Genomic DNA, 23,724 nt, shown 5'->3' with positions numbered 1-23,724 from the left:
GCGCGGCGCCTCCGCCGGAGCACCGGCGAGGCGCCGCGGCACCGCTCCGGAGCTCCTACGGCAGGGTGAGGATCTCGTGACCCGTCTCGGTCACCACGATCGTGTGCTCGAACTGCGCGGTCCGCTTGCGGTCCTTGGTCACCGCGGTCCACTTGTCGGGCCAGATCTCGTAGTCGATCGTGCCGAGCGTGAGCATCGGCTCGATCGTGAACGTCATCCCCGGCACCAGGGTCACCGACAGCGAGGGGTCGTCGTAGTGGGGGACGATGAGCCCGGAGTGGAACGAGGTCGCGATGCCGTGCCCGGTGAAGTCGCGGACGACGCCGTAGCCGAAGCGCTTGGCGTACGCCTCGATCACCCGGCCGACGATGTTGAGCTGGCGGCCAGGCGCGACCGCCTTGATCGCCCGCATCATCGCCTCGCGGGTCCGCTCGACCAGCAGACGGGACTCCTCGTCGACCTCCCCGACCAGGAAGGTGGCGTCGGTGTCGCCGTGCACGCCGCCGATGTAGGCGGTGATGTCCACGTTCACGATGTCACCGTCGCGCAGCACGGTGTCGTCCGGGATGCCGTGGCAGATCACCTCGTTGATCGAGGTGCACAGCGACTTCGGGTAACCGCGGTAGCCGAGCGTCGAGGGGTAGGCGCCGTGGTCGCAGAGGAACTCGTGTCCGATGCGGTCGAGTTCGTCGGTCGTCACGCCGGGGGCGGCGTGCTTGCCGACCTCCTCGAGCGCCTGCGCGGCGATCCGGCCCGCGATCCGCATCTTCTCGATGGTCTCGGAGGTCTGGATGTCGCTGTCGCCCTTCTTGGGCTCGGCCTTCCCCACGTACTCGGGCCGGGGGATGTGGGCGGGAACCTTACGGATGGGCGAGATTCGCCCGGGGCGGAGCAGCGTGGTCATGCGGCCAAGTCTAGTTGCGCGTCAAGGGGGCACGATTAAGGACGTGAGCGATCAATGGTGGTTCTGCCTGAAGCACATGAGCGTCGAGCCCGAGAAGGGCTGCCCGAACAAGGACCGGCTCGGTCCCTACGACTCCCGCGACACCGCCGCCCACGCCCTGCAGACGGCGGCCGAGCGCAACAAACGCTGGACCGAGCAGGACAAGGAATGGGACGACTGATCCCCTGACCCCTTCCCCTGGCCCGGTTCTCCCCGTCTCACCGCCCCGGGCCTCACCGTGCCCTGTCTCAGGGTCCCGGGGCCGGGGCGGGCTCGGCCGCGTGCCGCCGGGCCGTGGCGCGGCGGGCGACGAGCCGGCCGAGCGTCCACACGCCGATGCCGCTCCACACCAGGTTGAGGATCGCCGAGGGCCAGGCCGAGTGGTACGCGCTGTTGATCATCAAGGTGGCCGCCCCGCCGAAGTTGAGCAACTGGTAGGGCAGCCCGTCCGCGGACAACCTGCCGGACGACACCATCGCGTACGCGAACAGGAGGACGACGGCGCCCACGGTGCCGATGATCGCGATAAAGGTGGACATCAGGACGATTCGCCGTCCACGGAAATGCTCATGACGTGATGATCTGCCCCTGGGGAGTGAAGGGCAAGTGAAGGATTCTTAATTCGAACGTAAGATCTGCTGCATGGAAATCGACCCGCGGCGGCTGCGGATCCTGCACGAGGTGTCCCGCAGAGGCGGCGTCATGAAGGCCGCGCAGGCGTTGCACCTCACGCCCTCGGCCGTCTCCCAGCAGCTCGCCCAGCTCGAGCGGGAGGTCGGCCTCGCGCTGTTCGACCGGTCGCAGCGCAGGGTCACACTGACCCCGGCCGGACGGGTCCTGGCCGCCTACGCCGAGCGCATCGAGGAGCAGCTCGCCGAGGCGAGGCACGAGCTCAACCGGTTCGCCGAGCGGCTGTCCGGGCCGGTCACGATCGCGGCGTTCCCCACCGTGATCCGGCATCTGCTCGTCCCCGCGCTGGGCGAGCTGGCCGTACGGCACCCGCGGATCACGCCCGTGATCCACGAGCTGTTCGGGCCGGGCGCGGTGCAGGAGCTGCGCCTCGGCGGCGTGGACCTGGTCGTGACGGAACGGGACATGAGCCAGCCGGCCGCGTCGCTGCCGTCGATGTCCCGGCACCGCCTCTACGACGACGAGTACCGCATTGTCGCCCCGCCGTCGTGGGACGAGGTGCCCGCGACCGTCGCCGACCTCGTGGACCTGCCGTGGGTGGCCGGGGTGCCGGACCAGGCGTGCGGGCAGGCGCTCGAACGGCTCGCCCAGCTCCACGGGTTCGTCCCGCGCCGGGTGCACCTGATCGCGGAGTTCCCGCCCGTGCTCGGGCTGGTGTCGGCGGGGCACGGAGTGGCGATCGTGCCGTCGCTGGCGCTGCTCGACGTGCCGCCGGGCGAGGTGGTCGTCACCGGCATCCGCGGTGTGGGCAGCCGCAGGATCGAGGCGCTGACCAGGGTGAGCCGTACGACGTCGGGGGAGCCCGACCCGATGCAGGCCGTGGTGATCGAGGTGCTGGGCGATGCGGCCGAGGCGGTGGACCGGCGGGTGCGCGAGCTCAGCCGCGCCCCGCTCGGCTCGCCCACGCCCTGACCCGCCGCCTGCCGCACCCGCACGGCCGGAGGCGCTCGGTCACTCCGGTGGCGTCGCAGGGTGCCCGTGCAGGAGGGCGGCGAGTTCGGACCGGCTTCGGGCGCCGGTCTTGGTGAAGACGGCCTTGAGGTGGTCCTGCACGGTGAACGCCGACAGGAAGAGGACCGAGCCGATCTCCTTGTTGGTGAGCCCCCGCCCGGCCAGCGCGGCGATCTGCCGTTCCCTGGCGGTGAGCCGGTAGGCGTCGGCGAGCAGCTCCATGATCTCGTGCGGGCGCGTGGCCTCCAGGATGACGGAGACCGAATCCTCCCCGAGACGCTCGGCGTGCGCGGTCAGCCACCGTCCGGTCCGGACGCGCATCCGGACGCGGTGCGGGGCGCCGGAAACGCCGCGCCGGTGCGCCGCGTGCACCAGCGACGCCAGCGTGTACGGGAGATCGCCGAGGCGGCCGTCGTCGATCTCGTCGAGCAGCCGCCGGGCGGACGCCGACACGTGATCGACCACGACGGTGGCCGCCACCCTGCACAGCAGCAGGCCGGGCCCGCCATGGTCGGCCGCCGGCCGTTCGGAGAGCATCGTGGCCCGGCGCAGCCCGTCGGCGACGACGTGGCTGATCCCACGCAGGACGCCGAGCTCCCGCGCCGTGAAATCGGGGACGTCGCTGCCCCGCATCAGGACCATCGCACCCCACACCCGGCCGTCCTGCGCCCGGAAGGCGACGCGGACCTCGTGCCTGACGCCGGACGGGCTCAGCACGTCGCGGAAACGGTGGCTGCGCTCGAGGTCGCCACCCGTCGCCTGCGTCAGGGTGCGTGCGACCACGCCGCTGCGGACCAGCTCGCGCATGGTCAGGACGTCCGGGTCCGTCTCCTGCTGCTCGATCTCGGTCAACCGGCCGAGCAACCGGAACGGCAGTCCTTCGTCGTGGAAGCCGCCGCTGATGTTGTGCGTGTCCGGGTCGATGGTCAGCGCACACCACAGATCGGCCGGAACCACCCGGGTCACCTGGGCGGCCACCGCTCGCTCGAGCGCCAGCGGGGAGTCCGCCCGGCGAGACAGATCGGCCACCGCCTCCCGTACGTCCCGCACTGTCGCACTTCTCACGGCGCCAGTATGGGCGCGGATCCCGCGTCCGAACCATCCCTCACTTGAGGGATGCCGCCCGCGCACCGCCCTGCTCCAGTCTTGGCGTGTCACCGCGACAGACAGGAGAACTGACATGATCATCGGCGTCCCCGCTCCCGCCCTCGACGGTTTCGAGGGCGAACTGCTCACCCCATGCCACGCGGACTACGACACGGTGCGGCGGATCTGGAACGGCTCGATCGACCGCAGGCCCGCCTTCGTCGCCCGGTGCCGCTCGACGGCGGACGTGGCCGCCGCGGTGGTCTTCGCCCGCCGCCACGACCTCCCGATCGCGGTGCGCGGCGGCGGCCACAGCATCCCGGGCTACTCGGTGGTCGAGGGCGGGCTGATGATCGACCTCAGCCTGATGAAGGGCATCGCGGTGCGCGCGGCGGCTCGCCTCGCGGACGTGGACCCTGGGGTCCTGTGGCGGGAGTTCGACGCGGCGGCGCAGGCGGAGGGACTCGCCACACCCGGTGGTGAGATCTCCGACACCGGAGTGGCGGGCCTCACGCTGGGCGGTGGCATCGGCTGGCTGTCCCGGCTGCACGGCCTCGCCGCGGACAACCTCCTCGGCGTCGAGCTGGTCACCGCGGACGGGAACGTCGTGACGGCCGACGACGACACCGACCCCGAGCTGATGTGGGGGCTACGCGGCGGCGGCGGCAACTTCGGCATCGTCACCCGGTTCACCTTCCGCCTTCACCCGGTCGCTCCCGCGTGGGCGGGCATGGTGATGTATCCGGGAGAACTCGCCCGCGACGCCCTCCACGCCTTCCACCAGGCCGGCGAGCGGGCGCCGCGCGAGCTGTCCCTGGTCGCGGCGCTGGTGTCCGCTCCTGCGGCGCCCTTCGTGCCCGCCGAGGCCGTCGGCAGGCCCGTCGTCGGCATCGCGGCCGCCTACTTCGGCCCGCACGGCACGGGTCAGGAGCTGACCGCGTCGCTGCGCGGCCTCGGACGGCCGCTCGTCGACACCTTCGGGGTGACCGGGTACGCCGGCCTGCAGCGGATGCTCGACGACGCGAACGTCCCCGGGCGGCAGCAGTACGTGCGTTCCGACTTCCTCCACGGCCTGCCGGACGAGGCCGTTGCCGCGCTCGCCCGCCACGGCACCCACCCGTCGTCGCCCCTGAACCAGGTGCTGCTCCGCCGCCTCGGGGGCGCCGTCGCCGACAGGGACCCGGAGGCGACGGCCTTCGGTCACCGGTCGGCGGACTACATGACGATGATCGCGGCCACGTGGGAGGACCCGGCCGAGGACCCCGAGCGGCACCGCCATTGGGTGGGCGAGACGTGGAACTCCACCCGGCCCTGGGCCCACGGCACCTACGTCAACCACCTGGGCGACGAGGGCGGCGGCCGCATCCGAGAGGCGTATCTGCCCGGCAGTTGGAGCCGTCTGACCCGGCTCAAGGCGCGTATGGATCCGGACAACGTCTTCGCGTTGAACCAGAACATCCCACCCGCAGGTGCCTGAGGCGCGCTGGGGGACCGGGAACCCGGCCCGACCTCAGTCGCTCACGTGGGGGCCGGTGATCCGTTCGGCCAGGCGGGCGAGGCGTTCCCGCAGGCCGAGCCGCCGCACCTCCCCGGCCGCGCTGCTCACCAGGTGCTGCGCCGCGTCGAAGCTCAGGACGGCCCCCTCGGCCGGCACGGCGATCGCGTCGTGGGCCAGGGACTCCAGTTCGGGGTCGCCGCCGTCGATGGCGAGGATCGTGGCGCCGGTGCGGCGGGCGTCGTCCACGCGCTCGAGCAGGGGCACGGGGGCTCGTTGCTCGGCGACCACGAACAGCGTCTCGCCCCTGCCGGCGCTTCGCAGGCGCTCCATCCCGACCCGCAGGTGGGCGGGCGCTCCGGGCGGCGGCGCCCAGCGGACGAGCGTGGGGGAGAGCTGGGCGAGCCCCGACAGCCGGGCCTCGTCCGTGAGGTGGGCGGTGACATGCCACGGCTCGTCCTCGGGGGTGCCGACGACGAGGAGCCCCCCGGGCGACCGGGTGGCCCGCAGGGCCAGGCCGAGCTCCCGGGTGCGTTCGAGCCATCCGGTGGAGGCGAGCACCTCGCGCAACAGGTTCACCGATGCGGCGTCCATGACCGTCATGGTGCCTGACATGAGCGCGTGAAGTCCCGCCAATTGGGTCCTTGACACACCGTTACCCTCAGGTAACGATCAGCCCACGGCGCCGATCCTGGAACGTGATCCAACAGCCGGAAGGCGGCTTCATGAACCTTCGCGTTCGTGCCACCCTGTCCATGATCGGGGCTTTCCTCCTGCTGCCCGCACTGGGCGGCACCGCACGCGCGACCTCCGCCGGGGACGTGGTCGAAGCGAGCCGTACGACGGTCTACCTCGTGCCCGGCAAGCTGCTGGAGGTGCCGGTGAAGGCCTGGCACCTCCGCTACCGGTCCACTTCCGCCACCGGAGAGCCGAACGTCGTCTCGGGCACCCTGCTCGTGCCCGACTCCCCGTATCCCCTCGGCAAGCGGCCCATCGCCGGGTACGCCGTAGGCACGCACGGCATGGGCGACCAGTGCGCCCCGTCGGCCGCCATGGAGGGCGGCACCGAGGCCGAGCTCGCCATCATGAGCCTGATGCTGCTCAAGGGCTGGGCCGTCGCGGTGACCGACTACGAGGGTCTCGGCACGCCGGGCGGCCACACGTACATGGCGGGCCTGTCGCAGGGGCACGCCGTGCTCGACTCGATCAGGGCGGCGACGCGGGTGCCGGGCGCGAACCTGTCCGGCAGCGCTCCCGTCGTGGTCATGGGCTACTCGCAGGGCGGGTCGTCGGCGGCCTGGGCGGCCCAGCTCCAGCCGTCGTACGCGCCCGAGCTGCGGCTCAAGGGCGTCGCGGCGGGCGGGGTGCCGGCCGACCTGCGGGCCGTGGCCGACCACCTGGACGGCACCGGCGACTTCGGGCTCGCCGCGGCCGCCGGTATCGGGCTGGACGCCGCCTATCCCGAGCTGCACCTGGAGAGCTACCTGACCCCCGAGGGCGCGGCGCTGTTCGACGACGCCCGCGACGACTGCGTGAGCGACCTGCGGGCCGAGTTCGGCGGGCGGCGGCTGGCGGAGTTCACCACCGCCGACGTGCTGAACCTGCCGGACTGGCGGGCCCGCCTCGCCGAGAACCGCCTCGGCGCGTCCGCGCCGCGGGTGCCGTTGTTCCTCTACCACGCCAAGGGTGACGAGATCATCCCGTACGAGGTGGGCAGAACCCTGCGGAAGCAGTACTGCGCTCAGGGCGTGAACGTCCTGTGGACCAGCCTGCCGGCCGGCAGCCACGTGCTCGGCGCGGTCGAGGGCGGCCCGCTGGCGGTCGCGTGGCTGGCCACCCGCGTCGCCGGTCTCCCCGCGATCCCGAACTGCTGAGCGCCCCGGAAACCACCGCCGGCGGTCTCCGCGGCCGCGGAACCGCCGGGCGGTGGCCGTGAAGAAGATCGCCCGCGCGCTTCAGCGAGCCGAGTGGACGAGGTCGCCCTCGTAGGCCGCGATGACGAGGTGTGCGCGATCTCGTGCCTGGAGTTTGCTCAGCAGGTTGCCGATGTGGGTCTTGACGGTCTTGATCGAGATCGTGAGTCTCGCCGCGATCTCGTCGTTGGACAGCCCGCGACCGACCAGGGTGAGGACCTCGGTCTCCCGCGCGGTGAGAGCGTCCAGGCTCGCCGGCTTCGCGCGTGGTGGCTGGGCGATGTAGGCCTCGATCATGCGGGTGAGGACTTTTGGGGCGAACGGCGATTCGCCCCGATGAGTCCGGCGGATCGCGTCAAGGAGCGTGTCGGGGTGGGAATCCTTGAGGAGGAAGCCGCTGGCGCCGGCGTGGAGGGCGGCGCGGACGTACTCGTCGAGCTCGAACATCGTGAGCACGATGACCTTCACGGATCCGATTCCCGCGTCGGCCGTGACGCGGCGGGTGGCCGCGATTCCGTCGGTGCCCGGCATCCGAATGTCCATGAGCACGACATCGGGGCGCAGCTCGGCGCAGAGCCTGACGGCCTCATCGCCGGTGCCCGCCTCGCCGACCACCGTCATGTCGTGATTGGCGTCGATGACGACGGCGAGGCTGTGGCGCAGCAAGGGCTGGTCGTCGGCGATGACGACGCGAATCGAGGTTCCGCCGTCATTCATGACATTCCAGCCTCAGGGATACGGGCGGTGACGCGAAAGCCGTTCTCGACGTGCTCGGCGTCGAAGGTCCCGCCGATCGCGGTGACACGTTCCCTCAGCCCCTCGATTCCGTGCCCGGCTCCCGGATGCGGGGTCCATCCGTCCACGGGGCCCTCGTCCCAGACGCTCGTGACGATCCAGTCGCCGTCGCGACGGACGTACACGTTCGCGCTGGTGGGTCCTGCGTGCCGAGCGGTGTTCGTGAGGGCCTCGCGCACGATGGAGCAGACCGCGAGTTGTGCCCCGGAGCTGATGTCGTCGATCTCGCCGAGCTTGAGAGTGACGGCCGGGCCCGCCCTTTCGGCATCCTCGATGATGGCCGGCAGGTCGTGGAAGGACTCGGCGGGCCGCAGAGGCGCGGCCACATCGGTCGAGTCACGCAGCACCTTGAGCATGCGGCGTAGCTCCGTCGTGGTCTGCCGCCCGATGCGCTCGATGTCCGCCAGCGCCGCAGAGGTGTCGTCCCCCGTGCCGGGATAGCGTGCCGCGCTCGCCCGTACAGTGATCAGGCCGAGGCCGTGGGAGACGATGTCGTGCAGCTCGCGCGCGATCCGGAGCCGTTCGGCCTGCGCCGCGCGTTCGCCGGCCCACGCTGCGAGCCGCGCTTCGTACGCGATCCGCTGCCGGCGCGCGTAGAACGCCGCCCACACGGTGACCGCCAACGCCAGCGCGGCGATGACGACGGGGAGAACGACCGCGGCGAGACCTCCGCGGCTGACCGTGAGAAGGACGAGCAGCAGCACGACGTGAGCGGCGATGGCCAGTGGCCAGACTCGCCGCCCGCGTCTCGGAAGTGCTTGGTCGACCCCCATGCTCCAAATCTACGGACGCGCCCCCGAACGGCGCATCGGACCAGGGTCCGAGAGATCTGGGTCTGAGCCGCGACACCGAGTCCGGTCGTCGGTCCGATGACCGGAGGTGATGCTCCGCGTTCACATGTGGACATGATTACGATCGACAACCTCGTCAAGCGGCGCGGTTCCACAACGATTCTGAGCGGCGTCAGCTTCCGGGCCCGCCCCGGAAGAGTGACCGGGCTCCTCGGGCCGAACGGCGCGGGCAAAAGCTCCACACTGCGCATTCTGCTGGGTCTGGATCGGGCGACCTCCGGCACGGCGCTCATCGGTTCCGTCCCGTTCGTGAAGCTTCGTGATCCGCTCGCCACGGTCGGGGCCATGCTGGACGGCTCCGGCGCGCATCGGGCGCGGACGGGCCGGGCGCACCTGCGGTGGGTGGCCCGCTCCGCCGGATTGCCGCGTGCGCGCGTCGACGAGGTACTCGAGATCGTGGGCCTGACGAACGCCGCGTCCAAGCGGGTCGGCGGCTACTCCCTGGGCATGGGGCGCCGCCTCGGGCTGGCGACGGCGCTGCTCGGCGACCCGGAGGTTCTGGTCCTCGACGAGCCGGTGAACGGGCTGGACCCGGACGGCATCCGGTGGATCAGGACCTTCCTGCGCGAACGCGCCGCGTCCGGCCGGACCGTGCTGCTGTCCAGCCACCTGATGGGGGAGCTCGCGGCGACAGTGGACGACGTCGTGATCGTCAACGAGGGCGAGGTCGTGGCGGACGGCACCGTCGACGAGGTCACCGGCCCCTACGGCACCCTTGAGGACGCGTTCTTCGCCCTCACCACCGGTGGTGCCCCATGAAGGCGCTCGCGGCGGAGGCCTCGAAGCTCGCCTCGTCGCCGGCGGTGTGGATCGCGACGGCGGCCGGGGTGCTCGTGCCGGGCGTGATCGCCGCGATCACCGCCTCCTCGGCCCTCGGCGCGATCACCCGAGGCACCGAGGCGAACGCCGCGATCGACACCGGCTATCAGGAGCTGGCTTTCGGCGTGGCCGGAGCGATCATTCTCGGCGTCGTCGGTGTCAGCGGCGAGTACGTCACCGAGAGCGCGGAATACGGAGGCGGGCGTCAGATCACCACCAGCCTGACCGTCGTTCCCTCCCGCCTCCGATTCCTGCTTGCGAAGATGTCCGCGATCGCGATCAGCAGCGCGTTGCTCGCGATCACCGCGACAGTGACCACCATGGGCGTCGTCCGGGTGGTGCTTGGCGAGCACGCCCCCGCATGGGGAGCGGACGACGTTCCACGGCTGGCCGGTGTGGTCTGCTACTGGATGTACACCGCGCTCCTCGCCTCCGCGATCACCGTGCTCACCCGCCACGGGGTCGTTCCGCTCGCGGTGCTCCTCGCGAACACCTCGGTCGTCTCCGTCACCTACCTGCTGACCAAGATCACACCCTTGGCGAATTATCTGCCCGACATGGCCGGAATCCGCATGTTCATCCGAAAGCTCGCCGACAGCACCGCCGAGATCAGCCCGCTCACCGGAGGCCTGGTGATGACCGCCTGGGTGACGGTGCTGCTCGTGATCGCCGTGATCTCGTTCACGCGGAGGGACGCATGACGGTCCCCCCGGCGACTCGCACCCGTGGCCGGGAAGGAGCCCGCGCGCTCGCGGCGGAGCTGTCGAAGCTCGTGTCTCTTCCGGCGACCTGGCTCACGCTCGGAGGCACTCTCGTAGTGAATCTGATCCTCGCGACCGCGTTCACGATCGCCGGTCTGCGGGGTTCGACCGGAACCGGGAGCGCTCCTGACATCGGACTGGCGTCGATCGGCTACGCGCAGGCCGGTTTCGTCGTTCTCGGCGTCCTGGCCGCCTGCTCCGAGTACACCGGCGGGCAGATTCGCACCACGCTGACCGCGATGCCCCGTCGCGCCCTCCAGTTCACCGCCAAGCACGTCGCGCTGGCGATCGTCGTGCTTCCCGCGGCGGCGATCACGGCTGCGTCCGGGGTCGTGCTCGCGGCCGGTGTGCTCGGCGACGCGGCCGCGCCCGTGACCTCGGGCCGTGTCGCGGGGGCGCTGAGCGGTGTGACCGCGTATCTCGCGCTCACGACGCTGATCAGCGCGGCCGTCGGCGCCCTCGCGCGGCAGACGCTCGCGGCGGTCGTCGTCCTGCTGGGGTATCTCTTCATCGCCGGGCCGCTCCTGCGCGACCATGTCTCCGCGGCGAAATACCTCCCGGACAGCGCCGGAGTCGCCATGTGGTTCCCGCCGGCCGACGACGCCGGCGCGGTGACACCGGTGCACGGTGCGCTGCTCCTCATGGCCTGGACCGCCGCCCTCATGGCCGTTGTCGTGCTCGGATACCGCCGACGGGATGTGTGAAACGCGATCGTCGGACACCGTGGCGGGGACGCCCCGGAGAGGTCGCGGCGCTCGCCTGCTGGCATGATCTGACCCATGGTTGAGCACACCTCCGTAGATCTGCCCGACGTCTCCGCGCTGACCATCGGCATCCTGGGCGGGACCGGAGACCAGGGCAAGGGACTGGCCCGCCGGTTCTCGCTGGCCGGGCACACCGTGCTGATCGGCTCGCGCAGCGCCGAGCGCGCCCAGGAGGCGGCACGTGAGATCGGCGTACGCGGGGCCGCGAACGCCGAGGTGGCGGCCGAGGCGGACGTCGTGATCGTCGCCGTGCCCTGGGAGGGGCACAAGGCACTGCTGGAGTCTCTGCGCGAACCGCTCGCCGGGAAGATCGTGGTGGACTGCGTCAACCCGCTCGGCTTCGACAAGCAGGGGGCGTACGCGCTGCCCGTGGAGGAGGGCAGCGCGGCGCAGCAGGCGGCGGCGGTGCTGACCGGCAGCCGGGTGGTCGCGGCCTTCCACCACGTGTCGGCGGTGCTGCTGCTCGACCCGTCGGTGGCCGAGATCGATCTCGACGTGCTCGTGCTCGGCGACGACCGCGAGGCCACCGACGTCGTACGCGCGCTCGCCGGCCGCATCCCCGGCGCGCGCGGCGTCTACGCGGGCCGGCTGCGGAGCGCCCACCAGGTCGAGGCGTTCACGGCGAACCTGATCTCGATCAACCGCCGATACAAGGCCCACGCCGGCATCCGGGTGACCGACGTCTAGCCATCCGCGCTTCATCTGATCGTCACGTCGGAGACGTGGTCGTTCACTACCTTCGGGCGCTGTCGTCGCTGTCTGAAAGGTCTCCAGTGCTACGTCACGTCTCCGCCGGTCTGGCGATCGCCGCCGCGCTCACCCTCACCACCACCGGTACGGCCGCCGCCGATCCGGCCAAGGGCCCCGTCGTCGTCGCCGACGTCACACTCCCCGCCCCCGCGCTGAAGCAGGTGCAGCCGTCCATCGCGGACGACCGCGGCGTGCGGCTCGGCGGCGTCGGCAGCGGCCTGTTCCCGGCCGGCCGGGCCGGAGAGTTCTGGCTCGTCACCGACCGCGGCCCGAACGGCCAGCCGACCGTGGACGGGGAGAAGCGCCGGACCTTCCCGGTGCCCGAGTTCGCTCCGGCGATCGTCCGGGTCGCCCTCGCGGGCGGCACGGCGAAGATCAAGCAGTACATCCCGATCGTCGGCGCCTCAGGCAAGCCCGTGACCGGCCTGTCGAACCAGGCGGGGCACGACGAGACGCCCTACACCTGGGACGGCCGCACGGTTCTGCCGTACAACCCGAGCGGGCTGGACGTCGAGGACCTCGTGCGCACCCGCGACGGCGACTTCTGGCTGGTCGACGAGTACGGCCCGTCGCTGGTGCGGGTGTCGCCGGACGGCCGGGTGCTGGAGCGGCACGTCCCCGCGGGGCTCGGGCTGACGGGCGCGGACTACCCGGTGAAGGAGACGCTGCCCGCGATCCTGGCGAGCCGCCAGCAGAACCGCGGCTTCGAGGGCCTCGCGATCTCGTCCGACCAGCGCACGCTGTACCTGGCCGTGCAGAGCCCGCTGGCCAACCCCGACAAGAAAGCCGCGAAGAAGTCGCGGTTCGGGCGCATCCTCACCTTCGACCTGCGCGGCCGGAAGGTGACCGGGGAGTATCCGTACCAGTTCGAGGACGTCACGACCTTCGATCCGAAGGTGAACGGCGACCAGAGCGAGATGAAGATCTCCGGTCTGGCGTACGCCGGCCGGGACCGCCTGCTCGTGGACGAGCGCACGGACAACGTCGCGCGGGTGTACTCGATCGACCTGGCGAAGGCGACGAACCTGCTCGGCGGGCCGTACGACGACCCGAAGACCACTCCGTCCCTGGAGGCGCTGACCGGCGCGTCCGGCCTCGGGCTGCCCGCCAAGTCGCTCGTGCTGGAGCCGAACGCGCTGGTGCCGTCGCTGCCCGGCAAGATCGAGGGGCTGGCGGTGCTCGGCCCGCGCACGATCGCGCTGGCCAACGACAACGACTTCGGCCTCGGCGACTTCGGCCCCGACGGCAGGCTGGTGGACAGCGGCGTGCCGAACCGTCTCGTCGTCGTCCGGCTCGCTCGGGCACTCGGCGCCCACTGAGCGCGCCCGCTGACTGCGCTTATGTGACGCTGGCGAGCAGCCAGTCGGCCACCGCCTCCGGCGCGACGAGCTGGTGCAGGTGCTCGCCGGGGATGCGGGCGACCGGCCAGCCGCGCTCCCCGGCCTCGTGGGCGAGGGCGGCGTACATGTCCGCGAACCACAGGTAGCCGCTCCTGAGGTGGTCCCAGCGGGCGGGCACCGGGATCTCCTCCAGGTAGTACGCGAGGGGCAGCCGCGCCTGCTCGGCCACGACCACCTGGCGGACCACCGGGTCGGGCAGGAGGGCGGCGACGTCGTCCTCGGGCCACCAGTCGGTCCAGCGGGGCAGGACGCCCGCGTCGTCGGCGAGCGAGCGCAGGAAGGCGAGGTGCTCCGGCTCCGCCGCCTGGCACACGCCCCTGCGCGGCGGCAGGGCGGCGTCGACGAACAGGCATGCGGCGACCTGCCCGGCGAGGGCCTGCGCGATCAGCGGCACGAACAGCCCGGCGTTGCTGTGCGCCACGACGGCCAGCGGCCCGCGCGGCGCGTTCGCCGCCACCTCGCTCACCACCCTCGGCCAGTAGGGCGGCGGACCGGCCGTCACGTCGGTCAACCGCGGCACCACGGCGGTGTGCCCGCGCGCCCGCAGGATCTCGGCGACGGGGGCCCAGGTCGAGGGACCGACGGAGGGGCTGTGCACGAGGAGGAAGCTGACGTCCATCCCCTCATCCTCACCATGTGCGGCGGCGCCGGACGCATTCTCCGCTCGCCGCGTAACCGGTCGTCGGGTGGCCAACCTGACAAGAACGGCTTTTCTGGGTAATTCTGGACGGCATGAGCTCCCTGCATCCGGAAACGCGCGTCGTCCATCTGCCCCGGCCCATGCCCGAGGCCAGCACGCCGATCTCCATGCCGATCTACCAGACCTCGGGATTCGTCTTCGACGACCCGGCCGTCTTCGCCGACGGCATGGGACGGCCCGACGGGGCGTACGTCTACGGCCGGCTCTCCAACCCCACCGTGCGCGCGCTGGAGGAGGCGGTCGCCGGCCTGGAGGGCGGCGTGGCCGCCGTGGCCGCCGGCTCGGGCATGGGCGCGATCAACGCCGTGCTGCTCGGCCTGCTGAAGTCGGGCGACCACGTGATCGCCCAGTCGGCGCTGTACGGCGCCACCGCGCAGACGCTGGCCGACCTGGCGGAGCGCTTCGGCGTCGAGGTCACCCGCGTGCCGGAGGACGACCCCGCGGCCGTACGCGCCGCCGTGCGGCCCACGACGAAGCTGCTGTATCTGGAGACCATCGCCAACCCGATGACGCAGGTGGCCGACCTGCCGGGGATGTGCGCGGCGGCGCGAGAGGCCGGGATCCTCACCGTGGTCGACAACACCTTCGCCTCGCCGATCCTGTGCCGCCCCATCGAGCACGGCGCCGACATCGTGGTGCACTCCGTCACCAAGTATCTGTCCGGGCACACCGACGTCGTCGGCGGGATCGCCGTGTTCGCCTCTGAGGACGTGTACCGCAGGGTGTGGTCGTACGCGGTGGAGCTCGGCGCGACGGCCGACCCGTTCGCCGCGTGGCTGACCCTGCGGGGGATGCAGACGCTGCCGCTGCGGATGGAGCGCCATTGCGCCAACGCCCGCGTGCTCGCGACGCGGCTCGCCGGGCATCCGGCCGTGGCCGCGGTCCACTGGCCGGGCCTGCCCTCCCACCCGTCGCACGAACTCGCGGCGAAGCTCCTGCCCGACTTCGGCGGCGTGTTCTCCTTCGACCTCGCCGGAGGGCGTCCCGCCGGCGAGGCGTTCATGCGCAACGTGCGGCTCGCGCTGCTCGCGCCCTCGCTCGGCGGCGTGGAGACGCTGATCCTCCACCCGGCCACCACGTCCCACCGTACGGTGAGCGCCGAGGGCCTGGCCGCGGCGGGCATCGGCGAGGGGACGGTCCGGGTGGCCGTGGGCATCGAGCACGCCGAGGACCTGTGGGCCGACTTCGCCCAGGCGCTCGACGCGATCTGAGACGCCTCGCGGGGGACGACCCCCGCCGCCGGAAGACGCCGGTCAAGGGCGGCCGCCGCGCGCTGCCGCGGCCGCCCGCCGGGCGTCAGCGGTAGCTGTGCTCGGGCCTGGGGAAGACGCCGGAGACGACCTCGTCGGCGTACGCGCGGATCGCCCGGTCCATCTCACCGGCCAGGTCGAAGTACTTCTTCACGAACTTCGCGGGCTGCGGGGTCAGGCCCATCAGGTCCTGCCAGACGAGGACCTGCGCGTCGGTGTGGGGACCCGCTCCGATGCCGATCGTAGGGATGCTCAGCGACGCGGTGACCCGCTGGGCGAGGTCGGCGGGAACGCATTCGAGCACGACGGCGAAGGCGCCCGCGTGCTCCAGCGCCTTGGCGTCGGCCATGATCTCGTCACCCGCCTGGCCGCGGCCCTGAACCCGGTAGCCGCCGAAGGCGTTGACCGACTGCGGGGTCAGGCCGAGGTGGGCCATGACCGGAATTCCGGCCGACACGAGCATCTCCACCTGCGGGAGGACCCGGTGGCCGCCCTCCAGCTTGACGGCGTGCGCGCCGGCCTCCTTCACGAAGCGGGCCGCGGTCTCCAGAGCCTGCTGCGGTGAGGCCTGGTAGGAGCCGAACGGCAGGTCGGCCACGACCATCGCCCGCGACGAGCCGCGTACGACCGCGGCGGTGAGCGGGATGAGGTCGTCGACCGTGACGGGCAGCGTCGAGTCGTAGCCGTAGACGACCATGGCGGCCGAGTCGCCCACGAGCATCACCGGGATGCCCGCCTCGTCGAACACCCTCGCGGTCATCGCGTCGTACGCCGTCACCATCGGCCACTTCTCGTGGCGCTCCTTGGCCGCCGCGATGTCGCGGACGGTGACCCTGCGTCCCGCGGCCCCGCCGTAGAGGGCGGGATTGGACACAACGGAAACAGAGGACATGGCTACCTCCAGGCCTCGTGGCGCCCCTGTGGCGTCCCCGGACAGTCAGATCATTGCATGCCGCCATGGGCTGGAACACCCCCATACGGGCGCCGTAATCCTGGCCTGCGACGAGTGGGACTAAAGGGACGAATGAGGCGACCCGGCCGCATGAATGTCGGAGGCGCCCGGCACAATGCCGTGCGGAGGTAAGGAACCACAATGGCTTTTGATCGTTACCGGCGGGTGCTCGCCCTGCCGGGCGTGCGGACGTTGCTGCTGGTCGGCATGATCGCGAGAATTCCCCTCACCGGCACCGGCATGACGCTGACCCTGCACGTGGTGAACGACCAGAAGCTGGGTTTCCTCCAGGCGGGTCTGGTCGGCACCGCCTCCATGGCGGGCGCCGCGATCGGCTCGCCGCTCGTCGGCCGGTTCGTCGACCGGCGCGGGCTGCGGCCGGTGCTGGCCGTGACGACCGTCGTGCAACTGTGCCTGTGGTGCGCCGCGCCGGCGATGCCGTACGCCGTGCTGCTGCCGGGCGCCCTGATCGGCGGGCTGTTCAGCCAGCCGGTGTTCGGGGCCATCCGGCAGTGCGTGGCCGCGATGGTGCCGGTGGAGAACCATCAGACCGGCTTCGCCCTCGACTCGATGGGCGTGGAGTTGTCGTACATGGTCGGACCGGCTCTCGCCGTCGCGAGCGTGACGGCGTTCGGCGGCACCGCGACGATGTACGGCGTGGCCGCCGGTCTGGCCGGCTCGGGAGTGGCGCTCTACCTGCTCAACCCGCCAACACGGTCGGCCGAGGAGGATGCGCGGCACGAGGGGGCCGTCTCCCGGCGGCAGTGGCTGCGGCCGGGCCTGCTCGCCCTGCTCTGCCTGGTGTCCGGGCTCACCTTCGTGCTCACCACGACCGAGTTGAGCGTCGTGGCGATGCTCAAGGCGGACGGCGCGACCGCCTGGACAGGGCTGGTCATCGCGCTGTGGTGCGCGTTCTCGCTCGTCGGCGGGTTCGTGTACGGCGGGCTCTCCCGGGGGCTGCCGCCCGTGGTGCTCGCGGGCGGCCTGGCTGTGCTGACCGCGCCCGTGGGCCTGGTCGGCGGGGGCTGGGGCTGGCTGTGCCTGGCGCTGGTGCCGGCCGGGCTGCTGTGCGCCCCGGCGCTGTCGTCCACCGTGGACGCCGTCAACCGGCGCGTCCCGGCGGCGGCGCGGGGTGAGGCGATGGGCCTGCACGGCACGTCGCTGACGATCGGAGGAGCGCTGGCCGGGCCCCTCGCCGGCGGGCTCCTGGACGCCCACGGCCCCGCCTGGGCCTTCGCCGTGTCCGGAACGGTCGGCGTCGCGCTGGCGCTGCTCGCCGCCCTGGTCATGCGGGATGCTCCGGCCGCGGCCCTCGCCCCGGCCGGATCGAGCACGGCGACCGGCTCGGAGGGCGTGAGCGGCCTCGCCGCGGCGGCCGGCTCTGGGGGCGTGAGCGGTCTCGGCCCGGCGGCCGGCTCGGACGTCGCGGCCGTTCTGGACGCCTCGACACCCCTGCCCGCCCCCGCCGCGGACTGAAACCGGGCCACACGCGGGATTGGATCCCGCCCCGGAGCGGGAATAGAACCGGCCCCCGCGCGGATGTACAAGGGGCGTGCGGCTGTCCCTCGGGGCCGCCGTGCGAAGGGTGTCCGCCGCCGCCCGCTCCGGGGTGGCCGTGCGAGACGCCGCGACGTCCCCGCATGCCGGAAGGCGCGGGTGCCGGGGCCGAGCAGTGCGCGGGCCCGGTGCCTCGGCCGAGCGTCTTTTGCCCAACTGACCAGCGGATACGGCGGCACCGCCCAGATTATGAAACGGTCCCGTTGCGTATCGGAATAGCCAACGCTACGCTTGCGTTGCGAAACTCAGCCGTATCGAAATCATGGGGGAATCCGTGGAAGCCCAGACAGAAGCCCATACAGGTCACCCACGCCGATGGCAGGTCCTCGGCGTGATGGTGTTCAGCCTGCTTGCCGTCGTCCTCGACAACACCATCCTCAACGTGGCGATCAAGACGATCGCCGATCCCGTTCACGGCCTGGGTGCGACCCAGAGCGAGCTCGAATGGGCGATGAACTCCTACACCCTGGTGTTCGCCGGCCTGCTGTTCACCTTCGGGGTGCTGGGCGACCGCTACGGGCGTAAGCGGATGCTCATGGCCGGCATGGTCCTGTTCGGCCTGGCCTCGCTGGCCAGCGCGTACGCGCAGGACCCGATGCAGCTCATCGCGGCGAGGGCTCTGATGGGCCTCGGCGGCGCCGCCATCATGCCGGCCACGCTGGCGATCATCTCCAACGTCTTCCCGATCCACGAGCGGGGCAAGGCGATCGGCATCTGGGCCGGCGGCGTCGGCATCGCCGTGGCGATCGGCCCGATCACGGGGGGCGTGCTGCTGGAGCACTTCTGGTGGGGCTCGGTCTTCCTCGTCAACGTGCCCATCGTGCTCATCGGCCTGGCGCTGATCGCCGGGATCGTGCCCGACTCCAAGGACCCGAACAAGTCCGGTCTCGACCCGGTCGGCGTGCTGCTGTCCATCCTCGGCCTGATCAGCCTCGTCTACGGCATCGTCCGGATCAGCGACCTCGGCACCGTCGCCGACGTCTCGGTCATCGTGCCGTCGCTGCTGGGCCTCGCGATCCTCGCCGCGTTCGTCTGGTACGAGAGCCGGATCGACCACCCCGCGTTCGACGTGCGCAACTTCCGCAACGCCGGCTTCTCCACCGCTATCGCCACCGTCGGCCTCGTGTTCTTCGCGGCCATGGGCGTCATGTTCTTCCTGGCCTTCTACTGGCAGATCGTCCGGAACTACTCGCCGCTGCAGTCGGGGGCGCTCGTGCTGCCGTTCGCGGCCGCTCAGCTGATCTTCGCGCCGCAGAGCGCGCGCATGGTGCAGAAGTACGGCGCCCGCGCCGTCGGCACGGTGGCCATGCTCGTCATCACGCTGGCCCTGGCGTGCTACGCCTTCGTGCAGGTGGACACCCCGATCTGGATCCTGCTGGCCCTCGGCTTCGTCCAGGGCGCCGCGATGGCCAACATCATGCCCCCGGCGACGACGGCCATCATGAACGCGCTGCCGCGCGAGAAGGCCGGTGTGGGCTCCTCGATGAGCAACGTCGTCCGGCAGGTCGGCGGCACGCTGGGCATCGCCATCCTGGGTGCGGTCCTGTCCGCGAGCTACCGCAGCGACATGGAGAGCAAGGTCACGGCCCTGCCGGAGCAGCTCCGCCACGTCGTGACCGAGTCCATCTCCGGCGCGGCCGGCGTCGCCGGGCACCTGGGCCCGCAGGGCACGAGGCTGCTCGACGCCGCGAACGCCGCGTTCGTCACCGGCATCCACTGGGCGGCCCTCGGATCGGCCCTCGTCGCCCTCGTCGGCACTCTTGTGGTGGCCCGCTGGATGCCGGGCAAGGCTTCGGTCCAGGCCGCGGTCACCAAGCCTGAGACCGAAAAGGAAGCGGCGGTAGTGTGAACTCGTCATGAAGACGCAGCAGACGGCTGAGGGGGTGGCCCGCCCGGCGGGCCGCCCGCGCAGCGAGAAGGCGGAACGGTCGATCATCGAGGCCACCCTCGAACTGCTCGGCGAGGGCATCGGGGTGTCGGAGCTGTCCATCGAGTCGATCGCCAGCCGCGCCGGTGTCGGGAAGACCACGATCTACCGCAGGTGGTCCAACAAGGAGGATCTGGTGGTTGACGCTCTGGCGTCGCTCAAGCCGCCGATCCCGTTGCCGCAGGGCGGAACCGTGCGAGACGACCTGGTGACCTACCTCCGGGTGATCCAGGAGGAGGCCAGCCACCACCGCACCCGCTGCATCATGAACATCGCCATGAGCGACTCCGAGCGGCATCCCCGGCTGGCGGAGCGGTTCCGCGAGCTGACCGTGGAGCCGCGCAGGGCGGTGGTGGCGGCGGTTCTGCGGCGTGGCATGGAGACCGGGGAACTGCGCGCGGACCTCGACATCGACATGGCGCTGGCGCTCCTCAGCGGGGCGGTGGTCTGGCTCACGAAGTGGTCCCACCCCGGCGAGTCCCACGCCGACGTTCCCGAGCGGATCGTCGACGAGGCGCTCAAGGGCTTCCGCCCCCGCCCCTCCGAGCCGTGACCCGTCCCTCCGCCCCCGAGCTGTGACCCGGCTCTCCACCCGAGCCGTGATGCGGCCCTTCACCTCCGAGGCGTGACCCGGTCCGTGCGGCCGACTGTCGTACGGACCACGCTCGTCACCGTCATGCGCTGCGCGGAGCGGAGCACCGCGCCGAGCCTTCTCGGGAGATCCGGGTACCACTGGCGGGAATGGACGCGAGGGCGGGCGGCCGTCTGCCGGCGATGCCGCCTCCGGTCACGGCATTCTTATCTCAGGCCCGCACCCGCGACGTGCGCGTTCAGAGGCGCTCGCGCCAGCGGGTGGTGATGGGCAGGCGGCGGTCGCGGCCGAAGTTCTTGGGCGTGATCTTCGGACCCGGCGGGTACTGACGGCGCTTGTACTCGGCCAGGTCGACCAGGCGGATGATCTGTGTGACCAGCTCGGGGTCGTGATCGGCCGCGACCAGCTCGTCGCGGCCCATGTCCCGCTCGACGTAGTCGCGCAGCAGCCGGTCGAGCACCTCGTACGGCGGGAGCGAGTCGGTGTCGCGCTGGTCCGGCCGCAGCTCCGCGCTCGGCTCCTTGGTGATCGAGTTCTCCGGGATCGGGGGCTGTCCCGGCTGGGCGTTGCGCCACTCCGCGAGCTTCCAGACCACGCTCTTGAGCACGTCCTTGATCGGGGCGAACCCGCCCGCCGAGTCGCCGTACAGCGTGGAGTAGCCGGTGGCCAGCTCGCTCTTGTTGCCGGTGGTCAGCACCAGGTGGCCGTGCTCGTTCGACAGGCTCATCAGCAGCATGCCGCGCACGCGGGCCTGCAGGTTCTCTGCCGCGAGGCCGTGCAGCTCGATCTCCTTCTCGAACGCCGAGACGATGTCGGCGATCGGGACGACCTGGGAGCCGACCCCCTGGCGGCGCACCAGCTCCTCCGCGTCGGTGATCGAGTGGTCCGAGGAGTAGCGCGAGGGCATCAGCACCACGTGGACCCGCTCGGGCCCGACGGCGTCGGCGGCGATCGTGGCGACGAGGGCGGAGTCGATGCCGCCGGACAGGCCGAGGATGACCGACCGGAAGCCGTTCTTGCGGACGTAGTCGCGCACGCCGAGCACGAGCGCGTTGTAGATCTCCGCCAGGTCGTCCAGCCGCTCGGCGACGACCGGCGCCTCCGGCTCGTACGGCTCGACCGGCGCGGCCGACAGCAGCACCCGCTCGACCGTGATGACCGTGCCGTCGTGCGCGTCGTGGCGCGACTCGCCGAGCTCGCCCGTGCCCTCCGGGAGCTCCAGGTCGGTGACGAACAGGTCCTCCTCGAACTGCGGCGCGCGGGCGACCAGTTCCCCGGAGGCGTCCACGATGAGCGAGTCGCCGTCGAAGACCAGCTCGTCCTGGCCGCCGACCATGTTCACGTACGCGAGCGCGCAGCCCGCCTCACGGGCCCGCCGCGCGCACAGCTCCAGCCGCACGTCGTCCTTGTTCGTCTCGTACGGCGAGCCGTTGGGGACGACGAGCAGGCCGGCGCCGGCCTCGGCGACCACCGAGACGGGACCGCCGTCCTGCCACAGGTCCTCGCACACGGCCACGGCGACGTCCACGCCGTGCAGGCGGAAGATCGGCAGGCGGTCGCCGCGCACGAAGTAGCGGTACTCGTCGAACACCCCGTAGTTCGGCAGGTGGTGCTTGGCCGACTTCGTCACCACGCGGCCCTCGTGGAGCAGGGCGACCGCGTCGAGCGGGGCGCCCTTGGGCTGTCCCACGCGCGGGGCGAGGTCGGCCCGGTCGAGGTAGCCCACCACGACGGGGAGGTCGCCGAGACCCTCGTCGGCGAGTCGCGTGGCCGCCTTCGACAGCGCCGTGATCGACGCCTCCACGAACGACGACCGGAGCACCAGGTCCTCGGCGGGGTAGCCGGTCAGGAACATCTCGGGGAACACCACGAGGTGCGCGCCGCGCTCGGCGGCCCTGCGGGTCCACTCGACGAGCATGTCGGCGTTGCCGGCGATGTCACCGACGACCGGATTGGTCTGGGCGAGAGCGATACGCAGTTGAGCCACGGTCCCACCCTAAGGTGTCCGATTCTTTGTCGTCAAAGCGACGATAAGGGTCAGGCGCCGGGCGACCCGGGGCTGACCAGCCCTCTTTCGTACGCCAGGACCACGAGCTGGGCGCGGTCGACCAGGCCGAGGCCGCGCAGCAGCGCCGTGACCTCGTCGGCGACCTCCTGCTCCGGCACGGCGAGCGTCATCGCGATCTGCCGGTTGGTGAAGCCCCGGGCGACGAGCTTGATCAGGTCGATGTCGGAGTCGGACAGGCCTTCCGGCGCCGCCGGGTCGCGCCGCCCGGCGAAGGCCGCGATGAGGTGCGTGGTGACCGCGGGGTCGAGCAGCGCGTCGCCCGCGACGGCCGCCCGGACCGCCGCGATGAGCTGCTCGGGTGCGGAGGTCTTCAGCACGAAGCCGCTCACTCCGGCTCGCAGCGCGGCGTAGAGATTCTCGTCGGTGCCGAAGGTGGTCATCATGATCACCTTCGGTGGCGCCTCCGCCGCGAGGATCCGCCGGGCCGCCGCCAGGCCGTCCAGGCGCGGCATCTGGATGTCCATGAGCACCACGTCGGGCCGCGCCGACTGGACGAGCGCGATCGCCTGCTCGCCGTTCTCCGCCTCTCCGACGAGGTCGAGCCCCGGCTCGCTGTCGAGGATCACCTTGAGACCGGTGCGCACCAGCGCCTGGTCGTCGGCGATCAGCACGCGCAGGGCCGCCACCCCCGGCACGGACAGCGTGGACGGCTCCACACCGTGCCCGCTCAGCGGCCCGCCGGCGGCCGGCTCGGGGGCGTCCAGATGCTCGGCCTGCACGAGGATGTCCTGCTCCAGCCTCTGCAAGGTAGGGCCGAGGTCGAGCCCGAGTTCGTCGCGCAGCGCCTCCCGGGCCCGGCGCAGCGCGCCGAGGGCGTCACCCTGCCGCCCGGCGCGGTAGAGCGCGAGCGCCAGCAGCCGCCAGGCCTCCTCCCGCAGCGGGTGCGCCGACGCGTGCGCCTCCAGGTCGGGGATCATCGGGCCGGTGCGGCCCAGTCGCAGCGCGGCGTCCGCGCGGCGCTCCACGGCGAGCAGGCGAAGCTCGTCCAGTCGCGTGGCCTCGGTCTGCGCCCAGGCCAGCTCCTGGAACCCGGCGAGCGCGGGTCCGCGCCACAGGGCGAGGGCCGTCTCCATCCGCTCCAGCGTCGCGGCCGGGCCCTCGTGGTCGCTCTTGACCAGGTGCTCGAAGTGCCAGGAGTCCACGTCCTCGACGTCCGCCCGCAGCGCGTAGCCGGGCGGGGCCGACACCAGGACGCCGGCCTCCTCGCGCGGCGCGCGGTTCGGTTCGAGCGCCCGCCGCAGCCGGGAGACGTACCCCTGGATGGTGGACAACGCCTGGGCGGGCGGCTCGCCGGGCCACAGTTCGTCGATCAGCACGCTCACCGGTACGGCGCGCCCTCCGGCCACGAGCAACCGGGCGAGCACGGCCTGTTGCCGCTGGCCGCCCAGGTCGAGCGTCTCGCCACCGGTAATCGCTTCGAACGGCCCAAGAGCACGAAAAGTCACCATCGCACGGTAAGC

23 protein-coding genes are annotated in these 23,724 nt (G+C 71.7%); 13 read left to right on the top strand and 10 right to left on the bottom strand.

Annotated elements, in window-relative coordinates:
• Window positions 1-55: 55 nt before the first annotated feature.
• Window positions 56-904, bottom strand: coding sequence for a type I methionyl aminopeptidase (map, locus tag HHX35_RS02555; RefSeq protein WP_182897382.1), 849 nt, complete (start codon window positions 902-904; stop codon window positions 56-58).
• A gap of 43 nt (window positions 905-947) precedes the next feature.
• On the opposite strand from map, the gene HHX35_RS02550 reads away from it, so the two are divergent.
• Entirely contained in the window at window positions 948-1,124 is a 177-nt protein-coding gene (locus HHX35_RS02550) for a hypothetical protein (protein WP_225898484.1), read from the top strand.
• Window positions 1,125-1,191: 67 nt separating this feature from the next.
• Here the strand turns inward: HHX35_RS02550 and HHX35_RS02545 are convergent, their stop codons facing one another.
• Window positions 1,192-1,482, bottom strand: a complete 291-nt coding sequence (locus tag HHX35_RS02545) for a hypothetical protein (protein ID WP_182897380.1) — start codon at window positions 1,480-1,482, stop codon at window positions 1,192-1,194.
• 103 nt (window positions 1,483-1,585) lie between these two features.
• On the opposite strand from HHX35_RS02545, the gene HHX35_RS02540 reads away from it, so the two are divergent.
• The gene (locus HHX35_RS02540; protein ID WP_182897379.1) at window positions 1,586-2,545 is read left to right on the top strand and encodes a LysR family transcriptional regulator; all 960 of its coding nucleotides are present in this window, start codon (window positions 1,586-1,588) and stop codon (window positions 2,543-2,545) included.
• A 39-nt stretch (window positions 2,546-2,584) separates the two neighbouring features.
• Here HHX35_RS02540 and HHX35_RS44460 read toward each other — a convergent pair whose 3' ends face one another.
• Window positions 2,585-3,649 carry a helix-turn-helix transcriptional regulator gene (locus tag HHX35_RS44460; protein ID WP_182897378.1) on the bottom strand — a complete coding sequence of 355 codons (1,065 nt, stop codon included), beginning with the start codon at window positions 3,647-3,649 and terminating at the stop codon, window positions 2,585-2,587.
• Between the two features lie 115 nt (window positions 3,650-3,764).
• On the opposite strand from HHX35_RS44460, the gene HHX35_RS02530 reads away from it, so the two are divergent.
• Window positions 3,765-5,147: an FAD-binding oxidoreductase gene (locus HHX35_RS02530; RefSeq protein ID WP_182897377.1), complete on the top strand. Its 1,383-nt coding sequence runs from the start codon at window positions 3,765-3,767 to the stop codon at window positions 5,145-5,147.
• A gap of 33 nt (window positions 5,148-5,180) precedes the next feature.
• Here HHX35_RS02530 and HHX35_RS02525 read toward each other — a convergent pair whose 3' ends face one another.
• Window positions 5,181-5,759, bottom strand: coding sequence for a hypothetical protein (locus HHX35_RS02525; protein ID WP_182897376.1), 579 nt, complete (start codon window positions 5,757-5,759; stop codon window positions 5,181-5,183).
• Window positions 5,760-5,890: 131 nt separating this feature from the next.
• Between HHX35_RS02525 and HHX35_RS02520 the strand changes: the two genes are divergently transcribed.
• Window positions 5,891-7,039: a lipase family protein gene (locus HHX35_RS02520; protein ID WP_259404687.1), complete on the top strand. Its 1,149-nt coding sequence runs from the start codon at window positions 5,891-5,893 to the stop codon at window positions 7,037-7,039.
• Between the two features lie 81 nt (window positions 7,040-7,120).
• Here the strand turns inward: HHX35_RS02520 and HHX35_RS02515 are convergent, their stop codons facing one another.
• The gene (locus HHX35_RS02515) at window positions 7,121-7,795 is read right to left on the bottom strand and encodes a response regulator transcription factor (RefSeq protein ID WP_182897375.1); all 675 of its coding nucleotides are present in this window, start codon (window positions 7,793-7,795) and stop codon (window positions 7,121-7,123) included.
• Window positions 7,792-8,646 (bottom strand): sensor histidine kinase, encoded by an 855-nt coding sequence (locus HHX35_RS02510; protein ID WP_182897374.1) that lies wholly within the window; start codon window positions 8,644-8,646, stop codon window positions 7,792-7,794. The genes HHX35_RS02515 and HHX35_RS02510 overlap by 4 nt, the downstream gene beginning before the upstream one ends.
• A 132-nt stretch (window positions 8,647-8,778) precedes the next feature.
• On the opposite strand from HHX35_RS02510, the gene HHX35_RS02505 reads away from it, so the two are divergent.
• From HHX35_RS02505 to HHX35_RS02485, 5 genes are all read left to right on the top strand, one after another.
• Window positions 8,779-9,483, top strand: coding sequence for an ABC transporter ATP-binding protein (locus HHX35_RS02505; RefSeq protein WP_182897373.1), 705 nt, complete (start codon window positions 8,779-8,781; stop codon window positions 9,481-9,483).
• Entirely contained in the window at window positions 9,480-10,244 is a 765-nt protein-coding gene (locus HHX35_RS02500) for an ABC transporter permease (protein ID WP_182897372.1), read from the top strand. Before HHX35_RS02505 ends, HHX35_RS02500 begins: the two co-directional genes overlap by 4 nt.
• On the top strand, window positions 10,241-11,008 hold the full coding sequence (locus HHX35_RS02495) for an ABC transporter permease (RefSeq protein ID WP_182897371.1): 768 nt from the start codon (window positions 10,241-10,243) through the stop codon (window positions 11,006-11,008). Before HHX35_RS02500 ends, HHX35_RS02495 begins: the two co-directional genes overlap by 4 nt.
• A gap of 75 nt (window positions 11,009-11,083) precedes the next feature.
• Window positions 11,084-11,755, top strand: coding sequence for an NADPH-dependent F420 reductase (gene npdG / locus HHX35_RS02490; protein WP_182897370.1), 672 nt, complete (start codon window positions 11,084-11,086; stop codon window positions 11,753-11,755).
• A gap of 86 nt (window positions 11,756-11,841) precedes the next feature.
• Window positions 11,842-13,137: an esterase-like activity of phytase family protein gene (locus HHX35_RS02485; protein WP_310738856.1), complete on the top strand. Its 1,296-nt coding sequence runs from the start codon at window positions 11,842-11,844 to the stop codon at window positions 13,135-13,137.
• 19 nt (window positions 13,138-13,156) lie between these two features.
• Here HHX35_RS02485 and HHX35_RS02480 read toward each other — a convergent pair whose 3' ends face one another.
• The gene (locus HHX35_RS02480; RefSeq protein ID WP_182897369.1) at window positions 13,157-13,837 is read right to left on the bottom strand and encodes an alpha/beta hydrolase; all 681 of its coding nucleotides are present in this window, start codon (window positions 13,835-13,837) and stop codon (window positions 13,157-13,159) included.
• 113 nt (window positions 13,838-13,950) lie between these two features.
• Here HHX35_RS02480 and HHX35_RS02475 point away from each other — a divergent pair, with 113 nt between their 5' ends.
• A complete protein-coding gene (locus HHX35_RS02475) occupies window positions 13,951-15,129 on the top strand; it encodes a PLP-dependent aspartate aminotransferase family protein (RefSeq protein ID WP_182897368.1) in 1,179 nt (392 codons plus the stop codon).
• 85 nt (window positions 15,130-15,214) lie between these two features.
• Here HHX35_RS02475 and panB read toward each other — a convergent pair whose 3' ends face one another.
• Window positions 15,215-16,060 (bottom strand): 3-methyl-2-oxobutanoate hydroxymethyltransferase, encoded by an 846-nt coding sequence (gene panB, locus HHX35_RS02470; RefSeq protein ID WP_182897367.1) that lies wholly within the window; start codon window positions 16,058-16,060, stop codon window positions 15,215-15,217.
• A 201-nt stretch (window positions 16,061-16,261) separates the two neighbouring features.
• Between panB and HHX35_RS02465 the strand changes: the two genes are divergently transcribed.
• The 3 genes from HHX35_RS02465 (at window position 16,262) to HHX35_RS02455 (ending at window position 20,157) form a co-directional block, all read left to right on the top strand.
• On the top strand, window positions 16,262-17,596 hold the full coding sequence (locus tag HHX35_RS02465) for an MFS transporter (RefSeq protein ID WP_182897366.1): 1,335 nt from the start codon (window positions 16,262-16,264) through the stop codon (window positions 17,594-17,596).
• A 415-nt stretch (window positions 17,597-18,011) separates the two neighbouring features.
• A complete protein-coding gene (locus HHX35_RS02460; protein WP_182897764.1) occupies window positions 18,012-19,526 on the top strand; it encodes an MFS transporter in 1,515 nt (504 codons plus the stop codon).
• A 7-nt stretch (window positions 19,527-19,533) separates the two neighbouring features.
• Entirely contained in the window at window positions 19,534-20,157 is a 624-nt protein-coding gene (locus HHX35_RS02455; RefSeq protein WP_182897365.1) for a TetR/AcrR family transcriptional regulator, read from the top strand.
• A gap of 277 nt (window positions 20,158-20,434) precedes the next feature.
• Here HHX35_RS02455 and HHX35_RS02450 read toward each other — a convergent pair whose 3' ends face one another.
• Both HHX35_RS02450 and HHX35_RS44455 read right to left on the bottom strand, forming a co-directional pair.
• On the bottom strand, window positions 20,435-22,183 hold the full coding sequence (locus HHX35_RS02450) for an NAD+ synthase (protein WP_182897364.1): 1,749 nt from the start codon (window positions 22,181-22,183) through the stop codon (window positions 20,435-20,437).
• 50 nt (window positions 22,184-22,233) lie between these two features.
• A complete protein-coding gene (locus tag HHX35_RS44455; RefSeq protein WP_182897363.1) occupies window positions 22,234-23,712 on the bottom strand; it encodes a BTAD domain-containing putative transcriptional regulator in 1,479 nt (492 codons plus the stop codon).
• Window positions 23,713-23,724: the final 12 nt, after the last annotated feature.

This window comes from Microbispora sp. H10830 (assembly GCF_014161375.1).
GTDB lineage: Bacteria > Actinomycetota > Actinomycetes > Streptosporangiales > Streptosporangiaceae > Microbispora > Microbispora catharanthi.
Note: the sequence above shows the minus strand (reverse complement) of the source record. Positions and strands in the feature narration are given on the sequence as shown.

What these genes read in the sequence shown, in the direction of transcription:
- map (WP_182897382.1), bottom strand. Translation starts at nt 904, where the DNA reads ATGACCACGCTGCTCCGCCCCGGGCGAATCTCGCCCATCCGTAAGGTT.
- HHX35_RS02545 (WP_182897380.1), bottom strand. Translation starts at nt 1,482, where the DNA reads ATGTCCACCTTTATCGCGATCATCGGCACCGTGGGCGCCGTCGTCCTC.
- HHX35_RS02540 (WP_182897379.1), top strand. Translation starts at nt 1,586, where the DNA reads ATGGAAATCGACCCGCGGCGGCTGCGGATCCTGCACGAGGTGTCCCGC.
- HHX35_RS02530 (WP_182897377.1), top strand. Translation starts at nt 3,765, where the DNA reads ATGATCATCGGCGTCCCCGCTCCCGCCCTCGACGGTTTCGAGGGCGAA.
- HHX35_RS02525 (WP_182897376.1), bottom strand. Translation starts at nt 5,759, where the DNA reads ATGGACGCCGCATCGGTGAACCTGTTGCGCGAGGTGCTCGCCTCCACC.
- HHX35_RS02520 (WP_259404687.1), top strand. Translation starts at nt 5,891, where the DNA reads ATGAACCTTCGCGTTCGTGCCACCCTGTCCATGATCGGGGCTTTCCTC.
- HHX35_RS02515 (WP_182897375.1), bottom strand. Translation starts at nt 7,795, where the DNA reads ATGAATGACGGCGGAACCTCGATTCGCGTCGTCATCGCCGACGACCAG.
- HHX35_RS02510 (WP_182897374.1), bottom strand. Translation starts at nt 8,646, where the DNA reads ATGGGGGTCGACCAAGCACTTCCGAGACGCGGGCGGCGAGTCTGGCCA.
- HHX35_RS02505 (WP_182897373.1), top strand. Translation starts at nt 8,779, where the DNA reads ATGATTACGATCGACAACCTCGTCAAGCGGCGCGGTTCCACAACGATT.
- HHX35_RS02500 (WP_182897372.1), top strand. Translation starts at nt 9,480, where the DNA reads ATGAAGGCGCTCGCGGCGGAGGCCTCGAAGCTCGCCTCGTCGCCGGCG.
- HHX35_RS02495 (WP_182897371.1), top strand. Translation starts at nt 10,241, where the DNA reads ATGACGGTCCCCCCGGCGACTCGCACCCGTGGCCGGGAAGGAGCCCGC.
- npdG (WP_182897370.1), top strand. Translation starts at nt 11,084, where the DNA reads ATGGTTGAGCACACCTCCGTAGATCTGCCCGACGTCTCCGCGCTGACC.
- HHX35_RS02480 (WP_182897369.1), bottom strand. Translation starts at nt 13,837, where the DNA reads ATGGACGTCAGCTTCCTCCTCGTGCACAGCCCCTCCGTCGGTCCCTCG.
- HHX35_RS02475 (WP_182897368.1), top strand. Translation starts at nt 13,951, where the DNA reads ATGAGCTCCCTGCATCCGGAAACGCGCGTCGTCCATCTGCCCCGGCCC.
- panB (WP_182897367.1), bottom strand. Translation starts at nt 16,060, where the DNA reads ATGTCCTCTGTTTCCGTTGTGTCCAATCCCGCCCTCTACGGCGGGGCC.
- HHX35_RS02465 (WP_182897366.1), top strand. Translation starts at nt 16,262, where the DNA reads ATGGCTTTTGATCGTTACCGGCGGGTGCTCGCCCTGCCGGGCGTGCGG.
- HHX35_RS02460 (WP_182897764.1), top strand. Translation starts at nt 18,012, where the DNA reads ATGGTGTTCAGCCTGCTTGCCGTCGTCCTCGACAACACCATCCTCAAC.
- HHX35_RS02455 (WP_182897365.1), top strand. Translation starts at nt 19,534, where the DNA reads ATGAAGACGCAGCAGACGGCTGAGGGGGTGGCCCGCCCGGCGGGCCGC.
- HHX35_RS44455 (WP_182897363.1), bottom strand. Translation starts at nt 23,712, where the DNA reads ATGGTGACTTTTCGTGCTCTTGGGCCGTTCGAAGCGATTACCGGTGGC.